The organism is Desulfuromonadales bacterium, from assembly GCA_035620395.1.
Classification (GTDB): domain Bacteria; phylum Desulfobacterota; class Desulfuromonadia; order Desulfuromonadales; family DASPGW01; genus DASPGW01.
This window is the reverse complement of the sequence record DASPGW010000179.1, coordinates 1-15,399: the sequence shown is the minus strand read 5'-3', so window position 1 is coordinate 15,399 and position 15,399 is coordinate 1. Positions and strand designations below refer to the sequence as shown.

The following is a 15,399-nucleotide window of genomic DNA, read 5'->3' as shown; positions in this document are numbered from 1 at the left end:
ATTGGCCCCTCGGATTTTTTTGGGTATAATCATGCCCACAGGAATCTATTCAAAGGAGATTACGCTCATGCAGCACAATCACCACCAAACAAGGCCGACAGTCGTCACCGCCCTTTTGCTGTTCGTCGCCGCCCTTTTGCTGACCACGGGCGTTCCCGCCGCAGCTGCCGCAAAGGGGGCGGTGCCCTGGGGCGCCGACTACTTCCCCAATGTCCCGCTGGTCACCCACGAGGGAAAACCGGTGCGCTTTTTCGATGATCTCATCAAGGACAAGGTGGTGATGATCAACTTCATCTTCACCAGCTGTCCGGACGTCTGCCCGCTGGAGACTGCCCGGCTGCGCGAGGTCCAGAAGATCCTGGGGGATCGGGTCGGCCAGGACGTCTTCATATATTCGATCAGCATAGATCCGGACGTCGACACGCCGGAGGTGCTCAAGCGTTATGCGGAAAGGTTCGAGGCCGGCCCCGGCTGGCTGTTCCTGACCGGCAAAAAAGAGGACACCACCCAACTGCGCCGGAAGCTGGGGCTGTACCGGGAGGGGGAGGCCGCCCTGTCGCAGCACAGCACGAACCTCATCATGGGCAACCAGAAAACGGGGCGCTGGACGAAGGTCTCGCCCTATGAAAACCCCTATATCATCGCCACGCAGGTCGGCAGCTGGCTGCACAACTGGAAGATGCCGCCGAAAACCGGCCAGGATTATGCCAGCGCCCCCGAAGTACGGACCATCTCCAAAGGCGAAAGCCTGTTCCGCACCCGCTGCGCCGCCTGCCACACCATCGGTGCGGACGCTGCCGTCGCCTCGACTCGAGAAGCTCTCGGGCCGGACCTTTTCAATGTGCACCGCAAGCGGGACCGCGCCTGGCTGGCCCGCTGGCTGAAGGAGCCGGACAAGATGCTGACGGAGAAGGATCCGCTCGCCCTGGCCCTGCTGGCCGAATGGAACAACGTGCCGATGCCGAATCTGCGGCTGACCGAGTCCGATGTCCAGGACCTGCTGACGTACATCGCTGAAGAGAGCCACCGGGTGGAGCACAGCCGGGAGGGTGGTCACCACCATCATTGAGAGTCATTGAGGGCGAAAAAAACGAATTTGATCAGGTGCAACCTTCCACCCAGCCATTGAACTCCCTCCCCGCTAAGGGGGGGGGAGTTTTTTCATTCCTGCCAATCAAAGCACGTCGATGAAGGTTTCGAGGCGACCCACTTCGCGGCCGGTGATCCAGTGCAGGAAACGCACCTTGAAGGGATGACGGCCGATTTCGGCCGGGGTGACGAGCATGCTGTAGCGCCTTGCCGTGGTGAGCCGGAAGGGTGTGCCGGCGGCAATGGTGAAGGGTCGGGAAAAGGTCCCCTCGGGCTCGTGCCCCAGAGGACGGCCGTCGACATCGACCACCTCGACGGTGAGGTCCGGGAAGAGGTACTCCTGCACCGTGTAGCCGGCATTGAGCAGCCGGATGAGTATGGTGTCGCCCCAGGCGGCCTGCACCGCCACCCGGCGGTCGGCGATCGGTTCACCCGTGGAAGCGACGCCCGAAACGAGAAAGACATCGGGCCGGAAATCGTGCAGGCCGACGTTCTCATCGCCCGTAGGGACGAAGGCATTCACCTGCGAGCTGTTGTAGAAGGGGCATGCCAGCCCGGCCAGGTGGTTGATGGGCCGGTGCCAGCGGGTGTCGAACTCGTCGACCGCCCACATGGCTTCGACGTCGTAGGGAACGATGTCGTTCATCCGCCGCACCATCCCCCGTCCGCCGTCCCGGAACGGCGCTCCCTCGACCGGCGGATCGACGATGAGAAAACCGTACATCCCCATCTCGAAGTGCAGGACGGTGTTCTTGTGGCAGTGGTAGAGGTAGGTGCCGGCGACCCTCGGCTTGAACTGGTGGGTGTAACTGCCGCTGACCTCGAAGCCGGTGTGCCCCACCCCGTCGTTGAAGTTGGTGCCGTCCATGCCGTGATGGTGGATGGTGTGGGTGTTCTTCTTCATGTGGACGATCGAGTGGATAATCTTCCCTTCCACCCAGCGCATGGTCGGAGCCGGAAACTGCGGTTCTCCATCCGGTTCCTTGAAGCCGAATATGCGAATCCGCCCGCCGCCCGGCAGCAGCGGCAGGTCGTCCTCGAAGAACTCCCGTTCGTTGACCAGGTCAGGCTCCACCCGGTCCGGAGTGTCGGGGTTCAGGTTCGGGATCTTGCAGGAAAAACGTTCGAACATATCTAGATCGGTGACCGGATTGCCGTCGGCATCGATGAAGAGGACATGGTCCGCATGCACCTCGTCGCGCACGATCACCGGAAGTTCCTTGTCGTTTCGCAGGTTAGTATCAGCCATGGTTCAACCTCCAGTCCTGAGCCGTGACAACGCTCAATTCAGTGAGACCCATGCCCGCTCTCTTTGGCCACGTGGCCAGCAGATCCTCTCCCCGCAGTACTGGTCCGTTTGAACATGGCCGGATCCATCCCCCGGAAGGAGGGAAACTCTTCTTCCGAGGCTTCGGGACCGCCCACCTGCGGGCTGCGGATTTCCCAGTCGGTCACTGCCCCTTGCGGGTAGTTGCCGCCGGCGGCGGTCTGCGACATCTCGGTGTGACAGTGCATGGTGAAGGGCATCGGAAACTCGAGGATGTTGCTCGGCGGCCACGGGAAGGCATCGAGGGGCGCGACGAAGGGATGGAACAGGTCGACCCGTCCCAACGGCGGCAGCGACCAGGTGTCGAGGGAGAAGGGATTCTCGGCGACCACCCCGTCCACGGCGATCTGGGCCAGGTGGGTGCCGTGGATGTGCGGCGAGTGGGTGGCCAGGCCGGCGTTCAGAGTGCGGATGATGGCCGGCTGCCCGATGTTGCCGTGCGGGAAGATCTCCGGATCGTGGGAGGAGAAGAAGCCGCTCTTGCCGGTGAGCAGGAAGTATTGCGGCAGGTAGCCGTCGAGGAAGACCTCCGGGTCGATGGCCTGACCCGCCGGGAGATTCCTCACCATCTCATTTTTCTTATGGTCGACCGCAGCGAAGAGCCAGACCCAGTTTCTCGCAGGATCCCAGGCATCACCAGGAAAGAACTCGGGCATCGTCCCCTGGTCGCCCAAAGCGTCGAACAGCCCCTGCACCAGGGGTGTCGGGTCGCTGTAAGGGGTGTTTCCCGCCGCCGGCAGCACGATCATGGCACCGTAGAGCCCCATGACCCTGTTGACCGGGGCGTTCAGTGGATCGAAGTAGAGGTACGTTCCCCCTCGGGGTGCAGCGAAGGTCAACGTCCGGCTTTCCCCGGCGGCAAGCGGCCCGCTGTCCACCACGCCGGGGATGGCAAAGGCGTGCGCCTCATCCATTTCGTTGGTCAAGGCGATATTGATCATCTCCCCTTCCCGGGCCATGAGCATGACGCCCGGGATGCGCGGGCCGTGCATGGCGTCGGCAAAAGCCCAGTGATAGACGGGCCTTTTGTCCACCATCTCGAACAGGACTTCCTTCATGGAGAGCTTCAGGGTACCACCGTTGGGAAGTCGTGCGGCCCCAACCTTTATGAACTGCGGAATAGTGACCATCGACCCGAAGGCCACGACCGTCACTCCGTAGGCACCATACTTGATGAATTCTCTGCGTTTCATGGCTTGCTCCTTCTGTCGAATCCGGAACTATTTGAATAACGCGCCATGAGGAATGCAAATAATCCAACCTTCCTCCATATATCTGCTTACTTGTATTATACTCCCGCCAGCACCGGGGCAGTTCAGTCCTGACCAGGCATTTTTAGGCTATAATGGTGCACATGAACTGGCGAGAACTTCCTTGCAGGAGATTGAACGATGTCGAGAACTACCGTGAAATCCTTCCTGGGTCTGCTGCTTGCCATAGCCGTCATTCTGACAGCGGCTCCCGGCCAGGCGCATACGCTGCGTGTGGCCGACGGTACCTATGTCGATTTCTTTGAGTTGATCGAGGAGCTCAGGGGTGTGCGTCTGGTCTTCATGGGCGAGATGCATGACAACGAAGGGCATCACCGGGCGCAGCTTCAGGTGATTCGCGCCCTGAAAGAGGCGGGAGCGCCGGTGGTCGTAGGCCTGGAAATGATTCGCCGGGAAAATCAGGGGGCTCTCGACCTGTGGGTGTCGGGGAAGATGAGCGAGGAGAATTTCCTCAAGGTCTACCGGCAGAACTGGGCCATGTGGCCGGTCTATCGGGATATCTTTCAGTACGCTCGGCAAGAGAAGGTCCCCCTGCTGGGGCTCAACCTTTCCAGGGAGATCACCCAGCAGGTGGCCCGCAACGGTTTCTCCTCCCTCTCTCCACATCAGATGGGGGAACTACCGATGGTGCGCTGCGACGTCGATGACCGCTACCAGGAGTTCATCCGCCGCTCCCTCGGCGGGCATGCCCAAAATGGCACCCAATTCCTCCATTTCTGCGAAGCGCAGCTGCTCTGGGACAACGTCATGGCGCAAACCCTGCTCGACTATCTGGACCGGCATCCCGATGCCATCATCGTCGTGCTGGCCGGCAGCGGCCATGCGTGGAAGCATGGCATCCCGGAACAGATACGACGTCGCCGGGAGGTTGAAATGCGGGTCCTGCTGCCGGAAGTCCCCGGCCGCATAGACCCGGGCAACATCACCACGGCCGAAGCGGATTACCTGTTGCAGGGAGTCGAAGAGGCGCCTTTGCATTAACAATATCCGGCGCATAAACACACCGCCTGTCTTGATCCACCACGCATCCCGTTCAAGCAAGGGAAGTTATGAAGATCGACTGGAAGCGATACCTCCGCGAACCGAAAATTGCCTACTTTTCCATGGAAATCGGCCTGTCGAACGATATCCCGACCTACAGCGGCGGACTCGGCGTCCTGGCCGGAGATACCATCAAGAGTGCAGCCGACCTCAAGCTGCCGATGGTTGGCGTCACTCTGGCCAGTCGCAAAGGATATTTCCGCCAGGACCTCGACCCCGACGGATGGCAACTGGAATTTCCGGTCGAATGGCATCCGGACGCGTATATGGAGCTGCTGCCGGTCAAGACCCTGGTCACCATCGAAAATCGGGATGTCATGGTGCAGTCCTGGCTTTACCCGGTAAAAAGCCCCACCGGCGGTGAAGTGCCGGTTCTCTTTCTCGACGTCGATATCGCCGGCAACGCCGTTGAAGACCGCCGCATTACCGATCATCTCTACGGGGGCGACCATGCCTGCCGATTGAAACAGGAAATCGTGCTCGGCCTGGGCGGTGCCCGAATTCTCGAGGCTCTCGGCTTCACCATCCGCAAATATCACATGAACGAAGGGCACGCGAGCCTGCTGACTCTTGAACTGCTCAATCGTTTCCGTCGGCCACTGGAGGATACCTGGGACGAGCGCGCTTCCTGGAACACCGCCCAGGTCATGGAGCATTGTGTCTTTACTACCCACACCCCGGTCAAAGCGGGGCATGACCACTTTTCTTACGACATGGTCGAAGGGATCATGGGCGAAGTAGTGCCGATCAGCCTGCTGCGCGAGTTGGGGGGGAAAGAGGAACTGAACATGACCATGCTGGCTCTCCAACTCTCACGCTACGTGAACGGAGTCGCAAAAAAACACGGCGAGATCTCCAAGAACCTTTTCCCCGGTTTCGAGATACATGCCATCACCAACGGCATTCATCCCTTCACCTGGGCTTCCGCTTTTTTCGTCACTCTCTACGATCGCTATTTGCCAGGCTGGGCCAACGAACCCGAGTTGCTGGTGCGCGTCGACATTATTCCTGACGAGGAAATCTGGGATGCTCACTGCGGGGCCAAGGCCTATCTTTTTCAGTACATCGAGGAAACCACCGGCGAGCAGTTCGACCATGACATACTGACCATCGGCTTTGCCCGGCGCGCGGCGGCTTACAAGCGAGGCGACCTGATCCTCTCCGACATCGAGCGGCTGCTGCACATCGGCAAGGGAAAGATTCAGCTGGTTTTCGGCGGCAAGGCCCATCCTCGGGACGAGGCGGGGAAAATTGTCATCCAGCGGATCGTGCAGCAGTCGAGGCAGCTGCGCGACAGGGTCAGAATCGTCTATTTGAAAAACTATAATCTGGATGTCGCCTACCGTCTGATCCCGGGTGTCGATCTCTGGCTGAACAATCCGCTGCGGCCCCTCGAAGCCTCCGGCACCAGCGGCATGAAAGCGGCCCTCAACGGCGTGCCGAACTTCAGCGTACTCGATGGTTGGTGGATCGAAGGGCATATCGAGGGAGTGACCGGCTGGTCGATCGGACCACCTCCGACCGAGACTTCGACCAGTGAAAATCATTCGGTAGCCGACGCCGCCGATCTCTACGACAAGCTGGAGAAGGTGATCATCCCCACCTACTACGACAACCGCCCGGAATGGATCCGGATCATGAAGAGCGCCATCGGCAAGAACGCCTATTACTTCAATACCCATGTGATGATGCGGCGCTACGTAACTGAGGCTTACATCCGCTGAAGCGATAGCTCTTGGCTCATCGTTCGTGGCTCGCAGCAAGAACCATGAGCCAGGAGCTATGAGCCTGCTGCTACGGCAGCCGGATTTCCCTGGACGCGAACCAGGCCTGCCTTGCCGGGACTGCCGATGATTTCAATCCTGGCCGAAAGAAACCGGCGAATGACTTCGGCGTTGGTGAGCAGATGCTGGCTCACCCTGGCCGTGCGCAACTCTGAGGCGCCCTGGGCGAGGGCCAGGGGGAGAAGTAGCTGGTCGGCAAGGAATTCGTCAATCGCCCCGTCGGTATCCAGAAAGGCAAGAAAAGCATCCACTGCTTCCTCAGCGACTCGTTCCGCCGGTTTTCCCCGCTCCCCCAAGGCATAGTAACAGCACCTTGTTCGCTCGAATTCGGCCAGTATGAGACATACCGTCCCCTTTCCGACCGAGGGCAGGGAGATATTTCGGGACTCGACTTGCGCCGTCAGGCCTGCCAGCCGTGGAAGTGCCGCACAGCTCTGCCGCTCCGCCACGCTCTGCTCCAGATTGCCGACGGCCGAGAGGCAAAAAATCCTCCTGAGTCGGCCGCGTTCGACCAGTGACAGGCCCCGCAGAATTTCGGCGGGCCGGATGCGGGCTGTGACCTGGCCGCCACCGCGCGGGTAGAAGCCGGCCCGGACCAGCGCCAGTTCAACGGCCAACCCCATCTCGCGCAGATACGGCAGCCAATGCAGGTCAAGATAATGAAAGCAGGGACTCCAGGCGACATGCGTGCCGCCGGTGATTTCGATGGTTGAAGGACCGCGGGCAAAAACCAGAGGGAGAAGGACGGTCTGCAGCACCAGGGAGGTTGAGCCGGCCGTGCCGATCTCGAAACGGTAATGGCCAGGCCGTATGGTGGTCGGTACAAAAACGAGGGTTGTGGAACCCGGATGCGCCCCTTCGACGCGAGCGCTTCCCACTGCCGCGGCTGCCGCGACGGCCTGCAGGTGTTGAGCCATCAGGCCAGGCTTATGGCGGCGAGCCCGGATGTGCACAATCTTGAAGGGTGTGCCGGTCAGCAGAGAGAGGGTCAGGGCACTGCGCAAAACCTGCCCCCCACCCTCTCCCGCAGCTCCGTCGATCAGGATCATGATTCGGCCCCTGGAATGACCGGCTCATGTCCTATCAATCAACGTCGCGACCGAACTGGCGGAATTCGTCGATGTTGCTGAACTCGCCCCAGGCAAGATACTGATTTGGGGCGTTGACGAAGTCGAGGATGTTCTGCAGGATGGAGAAGTGCTTGCGCTCCTCGCCGGCAATGCGCAGCAGGAGGTTCTTCACATCCGGGTTCCTTTCTTTTTGCGCGGCGTCCTCGTAGAGTCGGAAGCTGTCCGCCTCGACCTTCATGGCGTAGCGGTATCCTTCCAGGTCCCCCTGGATGGGACCGAGGGTCTCCTTCTGTTCCAGAAGCACTTCGAAAACATTCCTTGCCTGCTCGAGAACCGTCGTGTCCTCCATGGCCGTCGCCTGGGTCTGGCTTTTCAGGGCCAGGAAAATTTCGTAGTGCTTCTGCTCATCGGCAGCAAGTTGTGAGAAAATTGCCTGCAGGCCAGCTAAGTTCGTCCCTTTGGCCATTTTCTCGTAAAATGCCTTGCCGTCGAGCTCCATCTTGATGGCAAAATCAAACACGTTCATCCATGCCTCCTGTTACGACTTTGGTTCGCAGAGCCGTTTTCCCGGTGTTCCTTTGAAAATCAGCACCTCAACTTTAACCGGTGCCTATTGGCTGTCAAGTCGACGGGTGCCGGCCTGCCGCTATCGTTGTCCACAAAAAAAGGCGCCTCTGCAGGCGCCCCTTTTCCTCCCATGTAATAGCGACGCTATCCCGCTGCGACCGCCAAAAGCTTGCTGCGTCGTTCTTTTAGAACTGCCGCGTGCCGGTCTTCTTCGCCGGCGAGCCAGGTAAAGGCGTCTTTCCCTTCGGCAGACCGGGCATTCTTCGCCGCAACGTGAAAATACTCGGCAAACTTCTCTTCGGCCTCGATGGCCAGGTCGAATGCTTCGAGGTCGGAGTCCTCCTTCTGCAGAACTGCCTCAAGACGCTCGGGAGAGGGGAATATCTCGCTGTCGGAAAAACGGCGCAGATAGGGCAGAAACTGCTCTTCCTCTTCCCAGAAGGACCCTTCCTCGTATTTGGGGACAAGCTGTTCGAGGGTCTTCAGGTGCTGCACTTCATCCTGGGCAAGCCAGGTGAAAATCTCCCTGGCCAGCTGACTCTTGGCTTTCTGTACCATGGCGGCATAAAAACGGTGGCCATTCTTTTCAACTTCCATGGCCGCCCGGATCACTTCGAACCCGCTGAAATCCTCCAAACCTGTCATACCACTCAACTCCCTTGTTTTTTTGCCACCTGTAGCACAAAGAGAAACCGCATGTCAACGCCCGAGGAGTTTCTTCAGGCCTTCTTCGAGCATCTGTTTGGCCGGCTCCCGGGAACCCTCCTCCCCTTCCTTCGGCGCCAGTTTGTCGAGAACCTTTTCCTGCAGCTTTTTTTCGATCTCCTCGCGGGCCTTCTCCTTGACCTTGCCCTTGACGGCGGAACTGTCCAGAGCAAACCGGGGGGCGCCAATCGTACCCTTTGCCTTGAGCGGAAGCTGTCCCCACCCCTCGGCATCGGTAAAGAACTGGGCGACATTGCCGCGCCGGTCCAACTTGCCCGTCAGTGCCGGTGAGAGACGCAGGTCGAGAGCGATATCGAGGTCGCCATCCAGACCGACCGTCCCCAATGGTGCGAAACGCACATCGCTGCCGGAAAAATCGCTGTTCAGACTCACCTTGCCATTGGTTACGGTAAAGCTACCCTTCGCCCGCCGAAAGCTGAGCGTCCGCAACTCCTCGAGATTGACGAAATCGGCGAGACCCTTTACCAGGCCGGCACCGGTCAGCTTGCCGTCCTCAATCTGAAAGCCGCCGTTGCCGGAAAGGTTGCGCTTCAGCGTCTCCGGCAGTGTGCCGCGGCCGTTAAAATCGGCATTCAGACTCAGTTCCCCGAAAACGGTGCCGGCTGCCTTCGGGACAAAGGCATTGACCAGCGGCTCGGCCTGCACGTCCTTGAGAGCAAGCCGGGTTGAATAATCCAGACCTTTCTTTGTCAGGTCGATCCGGACCGTCTGGTTGAAACTGCCGCCGGCCACCTTTCCACTCAACCGGTCGACAGTCAATACATTCTTCTCGAGAAGATAGTGCAGGTCGAAATTGTCGACCGCCACCCCCTTGTAAAATGCCTGCCCGATCTGGAGACTGCCGTCGGCCCGCAGCGGCAGATCGAAGGGTCCGAGTTCAACCGGCGTCGCTGCAGGAACCTTCGGTTGCAGCGTCGACGCCGTCCCGACCGGAGTCGCCGTCTCCTGCAGCAACGGTTCGAGATTGAACCGCTCCGAGGTGATCCGGCTACTGACGGTGATCGGCCGGCCAAAGAGATTGCTTGCCTTGAGCTCGATTGCTGCCCGGTTATCCCCCGCAACCACACTCAGGTCGCGGGAGTCAAGAGTGTCGCCCCGCACACTTAGCTGACCGCTGAGGGCCGGGCGCAGGCCGCCAACATTGGCCTGGATGCCATTGAGGCGGATCTCTGCCTCGCGCAGCAGTCCGACCCCCTTGTCCACCGGTCCGGCCAGATGCGCGGTGAGATTGACCGTGCCGGCTGGGTCCATACCCTTCACATCCTGCACCAGCGCAGCCGGAATCGCGGCTATCGCCTGGCGCAGGTCGAGGTCGGCGATGGTGGCCTTCAGATCGATGGCCGGCGCCACCGCGTAATTCTCGATGGTACCAGTGATCAGCAGCGGTATGCCGTTGAAAGCCGCCTTCGCCTCATCGATGGCCAGCCGCTTCTGAACCAGATCAACTTTGAGCCGGTAATCGAGTGAGGCACTGGCGCCGCGCAGCGGGGCATCTTTCAGCGCGTCGAGAACCAGGTCGATCTGTTTCATTTCGATGCGGCCGCTGGATGCAACCCCCTCGGCATTGCCGTCGGCCGTCAGATCAAGTTTTAGTTTGAGTGAACCGAGTTTGCCCGGCAGCTGCGCGGCGAAATAGGGAGAAAAAACCGTCACGTCCAGGTCGTCGAGACGCACGCTGGCCTGCCCGCTGCGGCTGGCAGCATTGACCCTGCCGGTGATCTCCAAAGGAGAGCCATTGATTCCGGCCTGCAGAGAGACAGGGAAATCCTTCTGCATCGAGATGTCGCTGGCGGTGAGGTTGAGATCGGCGAGCTTGTATTCGAGGGGGGCGGTGGGGTTGACGACCCTGTCGAGGAAAACGACGAGCCCGTCCCTGATCGCCACCTCGGCGACGAGCAGATCGATCGGCGATGCTTCGGACGGCGCAGGCGGCGCCACAGGAATCCCAGCCGCAGGAGTCGCCGCATCCGCGGGCAGCAGATCGCTGAAACTGAAACTGCCGTCGACCAGACGCTCGATCCGAATGCGGGGCGCGTCAAGGCGGACTTCATCGATCACGACCCGTTTGAAGAGCAGCGGCCAGAACTGATAGCGCAGGAGCACCCGGTCGGCAGAGATGAACGATTCCTTGCCGTCGGTTTCCCGAACGTTCAGATCGTGCAGGGTAATGCCGCGAAAGAGGCTGATGCTGATCTCGCCAAGCTCAACCTCACGGTGCAGGGCTTCCCTGGCCACGGGCAGGACGGCTGCCCGTATCCTTTCGGGGGTGATCAGAATCCTGGCGGCAACGGTCAACACCACCACAAGCAGCACCAGAATGGCGGAAATGATCCTCAGCACTCGAAAAAATTTCTTCATTGTTTCCTTCCTCCCGGCGGCGTATCCGCCAGCGGGTCGGCTATTGCCGCCAATTGCAGGATCGTTTGCCACTGTTCCTCGGTCACCGGTTGCACCGAAAGGCGGTTCCCTTTTTTGAGCACTTCCATCTGCGCCAGCACTGGATGCCGGCCCAGATCTTCCCGCGTCAGCGGCTGCGACAGGGTGGCGAGATACTGCACGTCGACCATATACCAGATGGGATTTTCGTCGCTGGCCCGCGGGTCGAAATGGTCGGACCGCGGATCGAGGGCAGTGTAGTCCGGATATCCCTTGCTGACCACCCGGGCGATACCGACAATGGCCGGCTCCGCGATGCTGCTGTGGTAGAAGAGAACGCCATCGCCATCCGTGATCTCATCCCGCAGGAGATTGCGGGCCTGGTAATTGCGGACGCCGTCCCAGTGGCTGACGCCGTTCGGGCTGGCGGCAAGGTCGGCGAGGGAGAAGCATGCCGGTTCCGATTTCATCAACCAGTAGCGGCGCCGGGGAAGAGACATCAGCACTCCTGAAAACTTTCGACATTTTCGTTCTTTTGACCGAGGTCAAGGTCGCGATCAGGCTGAACCAGTATTGTGGGGTCACGCTGCAGGGTCAACAATCAAAAAAATTATACCTTACCTGGCCGCGAAACCAACCCGGGGTTCCATCGAAGGGCCCCCTTGACAGGAGCATCGATGAAAAACATTTGGGAATTTCTGGGAATGTCCAAGAACAAACCCCACACCACCAACAAGGAGAAGAACATGTTTTGTTACCAGTGTGAACAGGCCGCCCAAGGAACAGGCTGCACCAAAATCGGCGTCTGCGGCAAGCAGCCGGATGTCGCCGCCTTGCAGGACCTGCTCGTCTACGGCCTGAAAGGCATCGCTTTCTGGGCCAATGAGGCACGCAAAGCGGGAAAGAAGGATTCCGGGATCGACCGCTTCATGATCGAGGGACTCTTCACCACCGTCACCAACGTCGACTTCGACGCCGCCGCCATCGAACAGATCATCCGCAAGGGCGCCGCGATCAAGGATAAGGCCAAAGTCCTTGCCGGCCCGGTCAGTGGCACCATCCCCGCCGCCGCCCAGTGGCAGCCGGCCGCCGACCTTGCCGGTCTGATCCAGCAGGGTGAAGCGCACGGGCTCAAGAGCGACAGCATCGACGCCGACGTCAAGAGCGTGCAGGAGATCATCATCTACGGCATCAAGGGGTACGCCGCCTATGCCGACCATGCCCTCACCCTCGGCTCCGAGAACGACGAAATCTATGCCTTCACTCACAAGGCGCTTGCTGCCACTCTCGACCCGAGCCTCGGTCTGATGGATTTCGTCGGCCTCGCCATGGAGTGCGGCCGCATCAACCTGGTCACCATGGAGCTGCTCAACAAGGCGCACACCGACCGCTACGGTCACCCTGTGCCCACCCCGGTCCAACTCGGTACCAAGGCGGGCAAGGCCATCCTCGTCACCGGCCACGATCTGCGCATGCTCGAAGAGCTGCTCAAGCAGACCGAGGGCAAAGGGATCAATATCTACACCCACGGCGAGATGCTCCCTGCCCACGGCTATCCCGGTCTGAAAAAGTACGCTCACCTGGCCGGCAATTTCGGCGGCGCCTGGCAGGATCAGGCCAAGGAGTTCGTCAACTTTCCCGGCGCCATCATCTTCAACACCAACTGCATCCAGAAGCCGGCCGACAGCTACAAAGATCGCCTCTTCACCTGGGGTTTGGTGCAGTGGCCGGACGTCAAACACGTTGACGGCTGGGATTTTTCCGCTGTCATCAACAAAGCCCTGGAAGGTAAAGGCTTTGATGAGAACCCCGGTCAGGAAATTCTCACCGGCTTCGGCCACAACGCCGTCCTTGGCGTCGCCGACAAGGTGATTGATGCGGTCAAGGCCGGCGCTATCCGTCACTTCTTCCTGGTCGGCGGCTGCGACGGCGCCAAATCGGGGCGCAACTACTACACCGAGTTCGTCGAGCAGGCACCGAAAGACACGGTCATTTTGACCCTCGCCTGCGGCAAGTACCGCTTCAACAAGCTCGACCTCGGCGACATCGGCGGCATCCCGCGCCTGCTCGACGTCGGTCAGTGTAACGACGCCTACAGCGCCATTCAGATTGCCGTCGCCCTGGCGAACGCCTTCGAATGTGAAGTGAACGATCTGCCGCTCTCCCTGATCCTCTCCTGGTACGAGCAGAAGGCGGTGGCGATCCTGCTCACCCTGCTCCACCTGGGGATCAAGAACATCAAGATCGGCCCGTCGCTGCCGGCCTTCATCACCCCGAACGTGCTCAATTTCCTGGTCGAGAACTTCAACATCGGCCCCATCGGGACGGCCGAGGGAGACCTCAAGCAGATTCTCGGCTAATCATCTTAACTTTCTGTTTTACATATAAAAGAGCGCGGAGTTCATCTCCGCGCTCTTTTGTTTTTTCCGATGGTCCCTTGAACAATCATCCATTCCGCGATACAAAGGGACGGATGAATTCGGCATCTTGCCTGGAGGTTTCATGTCCGTCAAAATCGACGAGATCGCACCCGACCTGTTCCGCATCTCTCTCTATGTGCCGCAGGCGAACCTGCAGTTCAATCAGTTCCTCGTCCGCGATGCGCAGCCGCTTCTCTATCACACGGGGTTGCGGCGGATGTTTCCGATGGTGCGCGATGCGGTAGCGCGCCTCATCGACCCGATTACGCTGCGCTGGATCGGCTTCAGCCATTTCGAGGCCGACGAATGCGGCTCGCTCAACGAATGGCTGGCCACGGCGCCGCAGGCCGTCCCGGTTTGCGGGCAGGTCGGAGGGATGATCAATATCGACGACTGGGCCGACCGCAAGGCGCACATCCTGGCAAAGAATGAAATCCTGCAGACCGGAAGGTATCGCTTCCGTTTTCTCCCCACCCCGCATGTCCCGCACGGCTGGGACGCCAGTCTGCTTTTCGAAGAGACCGGAGGTTCGCTGCTCTGCTCCGACCTCTTCCTGCAAAACGGCCACGTCGAACCGCTAACCCATGAGAGCGTCATCTGCCGGGTGCGGCAGACGCTGCTCGACTTCGAGGCAGGACCTCTGGCGCACTCGGTTCCCTACACGCCGCTGACTGATGCCACCCTGAGAACCTTGGCCGCCCTCAAGCCGCAGCGGCTGGCCGCCATGCACGGTTCGACCTTCGTCGGCGACGGCGAACGGGCCCTGCTGGATTTGGCGGAGATGCTGAAGGAGGTACTGGGGGCGTAGCTGAAGGAGATAAGGAAACGAAAGGGGGCTCTTGACGAACCCCTTTTCGTTTCCGGCTACCCCCGGATAAAGGCGTCGGCCGCCTTGAACAGCTGTTCAAGCTCCTCGGCGCTGCGCCCCTCGGCATAGACCCGCACCACCGGTTCGGTGCCGGACTTGCGGAAGAGCACCCAGGTGCCGTCGCGGAAGATGAACTTGGCGCCATCGACGGTGACCACCTTGTCGATCTTCTTCCCCGCCAGTTCAGTCGGCGGCGCAGCAAGTTTGCCGGCATAGGCATCTTCGAGTTCGGGGGAGAGGCGGATATTCTCGCGCCGGGTGTGAAACTCGCCGACCCGGCGGTAAAGCTCGGCCAGCAGCACGGTCAGCGGCTTCTTCTCGGCCGCCGCCATTTCAGCCACCAGCAGACAAGCGAGGATGCCGTCCTTGTCCGGTACGTGGCCACGTACGGTGAGCCCTGCACTCTCCTCGCCACCGATGAGGATGCGATCCTGGCTGATGTAGTCGCCGATGAACTTGAAGCCGACCGGCGTCTCCAGCACTTCGAGACCATGGTAAGCAGCCACGGCATCGACAAAGTGGGAAGTGGCGACCGAACGGGCGACGGCGCCGCTCTTCCCCTTGACCCGCACCAGGTAATCGACCAGCAGTGCGAGGATATAATTGGGCTCGATGAAGGTACCGTCACAGTCGACGATGCCGTAGCGGTCGGCATCGCCGTCAGTGGCGAGCCCCAGGCGAATTTCCGGGTCCCGCTGGACCATGCCGATGAAGTCGCCGATGTGGCTCTTCGACGGTTCGGGGGGCAGGCCGCCGAAATAAGGGTCACGATGGTCGTTGATGGTCTGGACCTTGACGCCCGCCTCCCGTAGCATCACATCGAGATAACCCCGGGCGGTCCCGTACATGGGATTAACGGC

At 60.2% G+C, this 15,399-nt stretch carries 13 protein-coding genes; 5 read left to right on the top strand and 8 right to left on the bottom strand.

Going from position 1 to position 15,399, the window contains the following annotated elements:
- Positions 1-67 precede the first annotated feature (67 nt).
- On the top strand, positions 68-1,069 hold the full coding sequence (locus tag VD811_09480) for an SCO family protein (protein ID HXV21199.1): 1,002 nt from the start codon (positions 68-70) through the stop codon (positions 1,067-1,069).
- Between the two features lie 105 nt (positions 1,070-1,174).
- Here the strand turns inward: VD811_09480 and VD811_09475 are convergent, their stop codons facing one another.
- Positions 1,175-2,338 (bottom strand): multicopper oxidase domain-containing protein, encoded by a 1,164-nt coding sequence (locus VD811_09475; GenBank protein HXV21198.1) that lies wholly within the window; start codon positions 2,336-2,338, stop codon positions 1,175-1,177.
- Between the two features lie 38 nt (positions 2,339-2,376).
- Complete coding sequence (locus VD811_09470; protein ID HXV21197.1) at positions 2,377-3,609, bottom strand: multicopper oxidase domain-containing protein; 1,233 nt, start codon at positions 3,607-3,609, stop codon at positions 2,377-2,379.
- Positions 3,610-3,807: 198 nt separating this feature from the next.
- On the opposite strand from VD811_09470, the gene VD811_09465 reads away from it, so the two are divergent.
- Both VD811_09465 and glgP read left to right on the top strand, forming a co-directional pair.
- Complete coding sequence (locus tag VD811_09465; GenBank protein ID HXV21196.1) at positions 3,808-4,668, top strand: ChaN family lipoprotein; 861 nt, start codon at positions 3,808-3,810, stop codon at positions 4,666-4,668.
- 68 nt (positions 4,669-4,736) lie between these two features.
- On the top strand, positions 4,737-6,452 hold the full coding sequence (gene glgP, locus VD811_09460; protein HXV21195.1) for an alpha-glucan family phosphorylase: 1,716 nt from the start codon (positions 4,737-4,739) through the stop codon (positions 6,450-6,452).
- A gap of 56 nt (positions 6,453-6,508) precedes the next feature.
- Here the strand turns inward: glgP and rtcA are convergent, their stop codons facing one another.
- From rtcA to VD811_09435, 5 genes are all read right to left on the bottom strand, one after another.
- The gene (rtcA, locus tag VD811_09455) at positions 6,509-7,561 is read right to left on the bottom strand and encodes an RNA 3'-terminal phosphate cyclase (protein HXV21194.1); all 1,053 of its coding nucleotides are present in this window, start codon (positions 7,559-7,561) and stop codon (positions 6,509-6,511) included.
- 34 nt (positions 7,562-7,595) lie between these two features.
- A complete protein-coding gene (locus tag VD811_09450; GenBank protein HXV21193.1) occupies positions 7,596-8,108 on the bottom strand; it encodes a ferritin family protein in 513 nt (170 codons plus the stop codon).
- Positions 8,109-8,293: 185 nt separating this feature from the next.
- The gene (locus tag VD811_09445) at positions 8,294-8,794 is read right to left on the bottom strand and encodes a ferritin family protein (protein ID HXV21192.1); all 501 of its coding nucleotides are present in this window, start codon (positions 8,792-8,794) and stop codon (positions 8,294-8,296) included.
- A 54-nt stretch (positions 8,795-8,848) separates the two neighbouring features.
- The gene (locus tag VD811_09440) at positions 8,849-11,233 is read right to left on the bottom strand and encodes an AsmA family protein (protein HXV21191.1); all 2,385 of its coding nucleotides are present in this window, start codon (positions 11,231-11,233) and stop codon (positions 8,849-8,851) included.
- On the bottom strand, positions 11,230-11,751 hold the full coding sequence (locus VD811_09435) for an EVE domain-containing protein (protein ID HXV21190.1): 522 nt from the start codon (positions 11,749-11,751) through the stop codon (positions 11,230-11,232). Before VD811_09435 ends, VD811_09440 begins: the two co-directional genes overlap by 4 nt.
- Positions 11,752-11,928: 177 nt before the next feature.
- On the opposite strand from VD811_09435, the gene hcp reads away from it, so the two are divergent.
- Together hcp and VD811_09425 are read left to right on the top strand one after the other, a co-directional pair.
- Positions 11,929-13,611: a hydroxylamine reductase gene (gene hcp, locus VD811_09430; protein HXV21189.1), complete on the top strand. Its 1,683-nt coding sequence runs from the start codon at positions 11,929-11,931 to the stop codon at positions 13,609-13,611.
- 142 nt (positions 13,612-13,753) lie between these two features.
- A complete protein-coding gene (locus tag VD811_09425; GenBank protein HXV21188.1) occupies positions 13,754-14,479 on the top strand; it encodes a hypothetical protein in 726 nt (241 codons plus the stop codon).
- Between the two features lie 56 nt (positions 14,480-14,535).
- Here the strand turns inward: VD811_09425 and VD811_09420 are convergent.
- A partial coding sequence (locus tag VD811_09420; GenBank protein ID HXV21187.1) for a phosphoglucomutase/phosphomannomutase family protein occupies positions 14,536-15,399 on the bottom strand: 864 nt, incomplete at its 5' end.

What these genes read in the sequence shown, in the direction of transcription:
- VD811_09480 (HXV21199.1), top strand. Translation starts at nt 68, where the DNA reads ATGCAGCACAATCACCACCAAACAAGGCCGACAGTCGTCACCGCCCTT.
- VD811_09475 (HXV21198.1), bottom strand. Translation starts at nt 2,338, where the DNA reads ATGGCTGATACTAACCTGCGAAACGACAAGGAACTTCCGGTGATCGTG.
- VD811_09470 (HXV21197.1), bottom strand. Translation starts at nt 3,609, where the DNA reads ATGAAACGCAGAGAATTCATCAAGTATGGTGCCTACGGAGTGACGGTC.
- VD811_09465 (HXV21196.1), top strand. Translation starts at nt 3,808, where the DNA reads ATGTCGAGAACTACCGTGAAATCCTTCCTGGGTCTGCTGCTTGCCATA.
- glgP (HXV21195.1), top strand. Translation starts at nt 4,737, where the DNA reads ATGAAGATCGACTGGAAGCGATACCTCCGCGAACCGAAAATTGCCTAC.
- rtcA (HXV21194.1), bottom strand. Translation starts at nt 7,561, where the DNA reads ATGATCCTGATCGACGGAGCTGCGGGAGAGGGTGGGGGGCAGGTTTTG.
- VD811_09450 (HXV21193.1), bottom strand. Translation starts at nt 8,108, where the DNA reads ATGAACGTGTTTGATTTTGCCATCAAGATGGAGCTCGACGGCAAGGCA.
- VD811_09445 (HXV21192.1), bottom strand. Translation starts at nt 8,794, where the DNA reads ATGACAGGTTTGGAGGATTTCAGCGGGTTCGAAGTGATCCGGGCGGCC.
- VD811_09440 (HXV21191.1), bottom strand. Translation starts at nt 11,233, where the DNA reads ATGAAGAAATTTTTTCGAGTGCTGAGGATCATTTCCGCCATTCTGGTG.
- VD811_09435 (HXV21190.1), bottom strand. Translation starts at nt 11,751, where the DNA reads ATGTCTCTTCCCCGGCGCCGCTACTGGTTGATGAAATCGGAACCGGCA.
- hcp (HXV21189.1), top strand. Translation starts at nt 11,929, where the DNA reads ATGAAAAACATTTGGGAATTTCTGGGAATGTCCAAGAACAAACCCCAC.
- VD811_09425 (HXV21188.1), top strand. Translation starts at nt 13,754, where the DNA reads ATGTCCGTCAAAATCGACGAGATCGCACCCGACCTGTTCCGCATCTCT.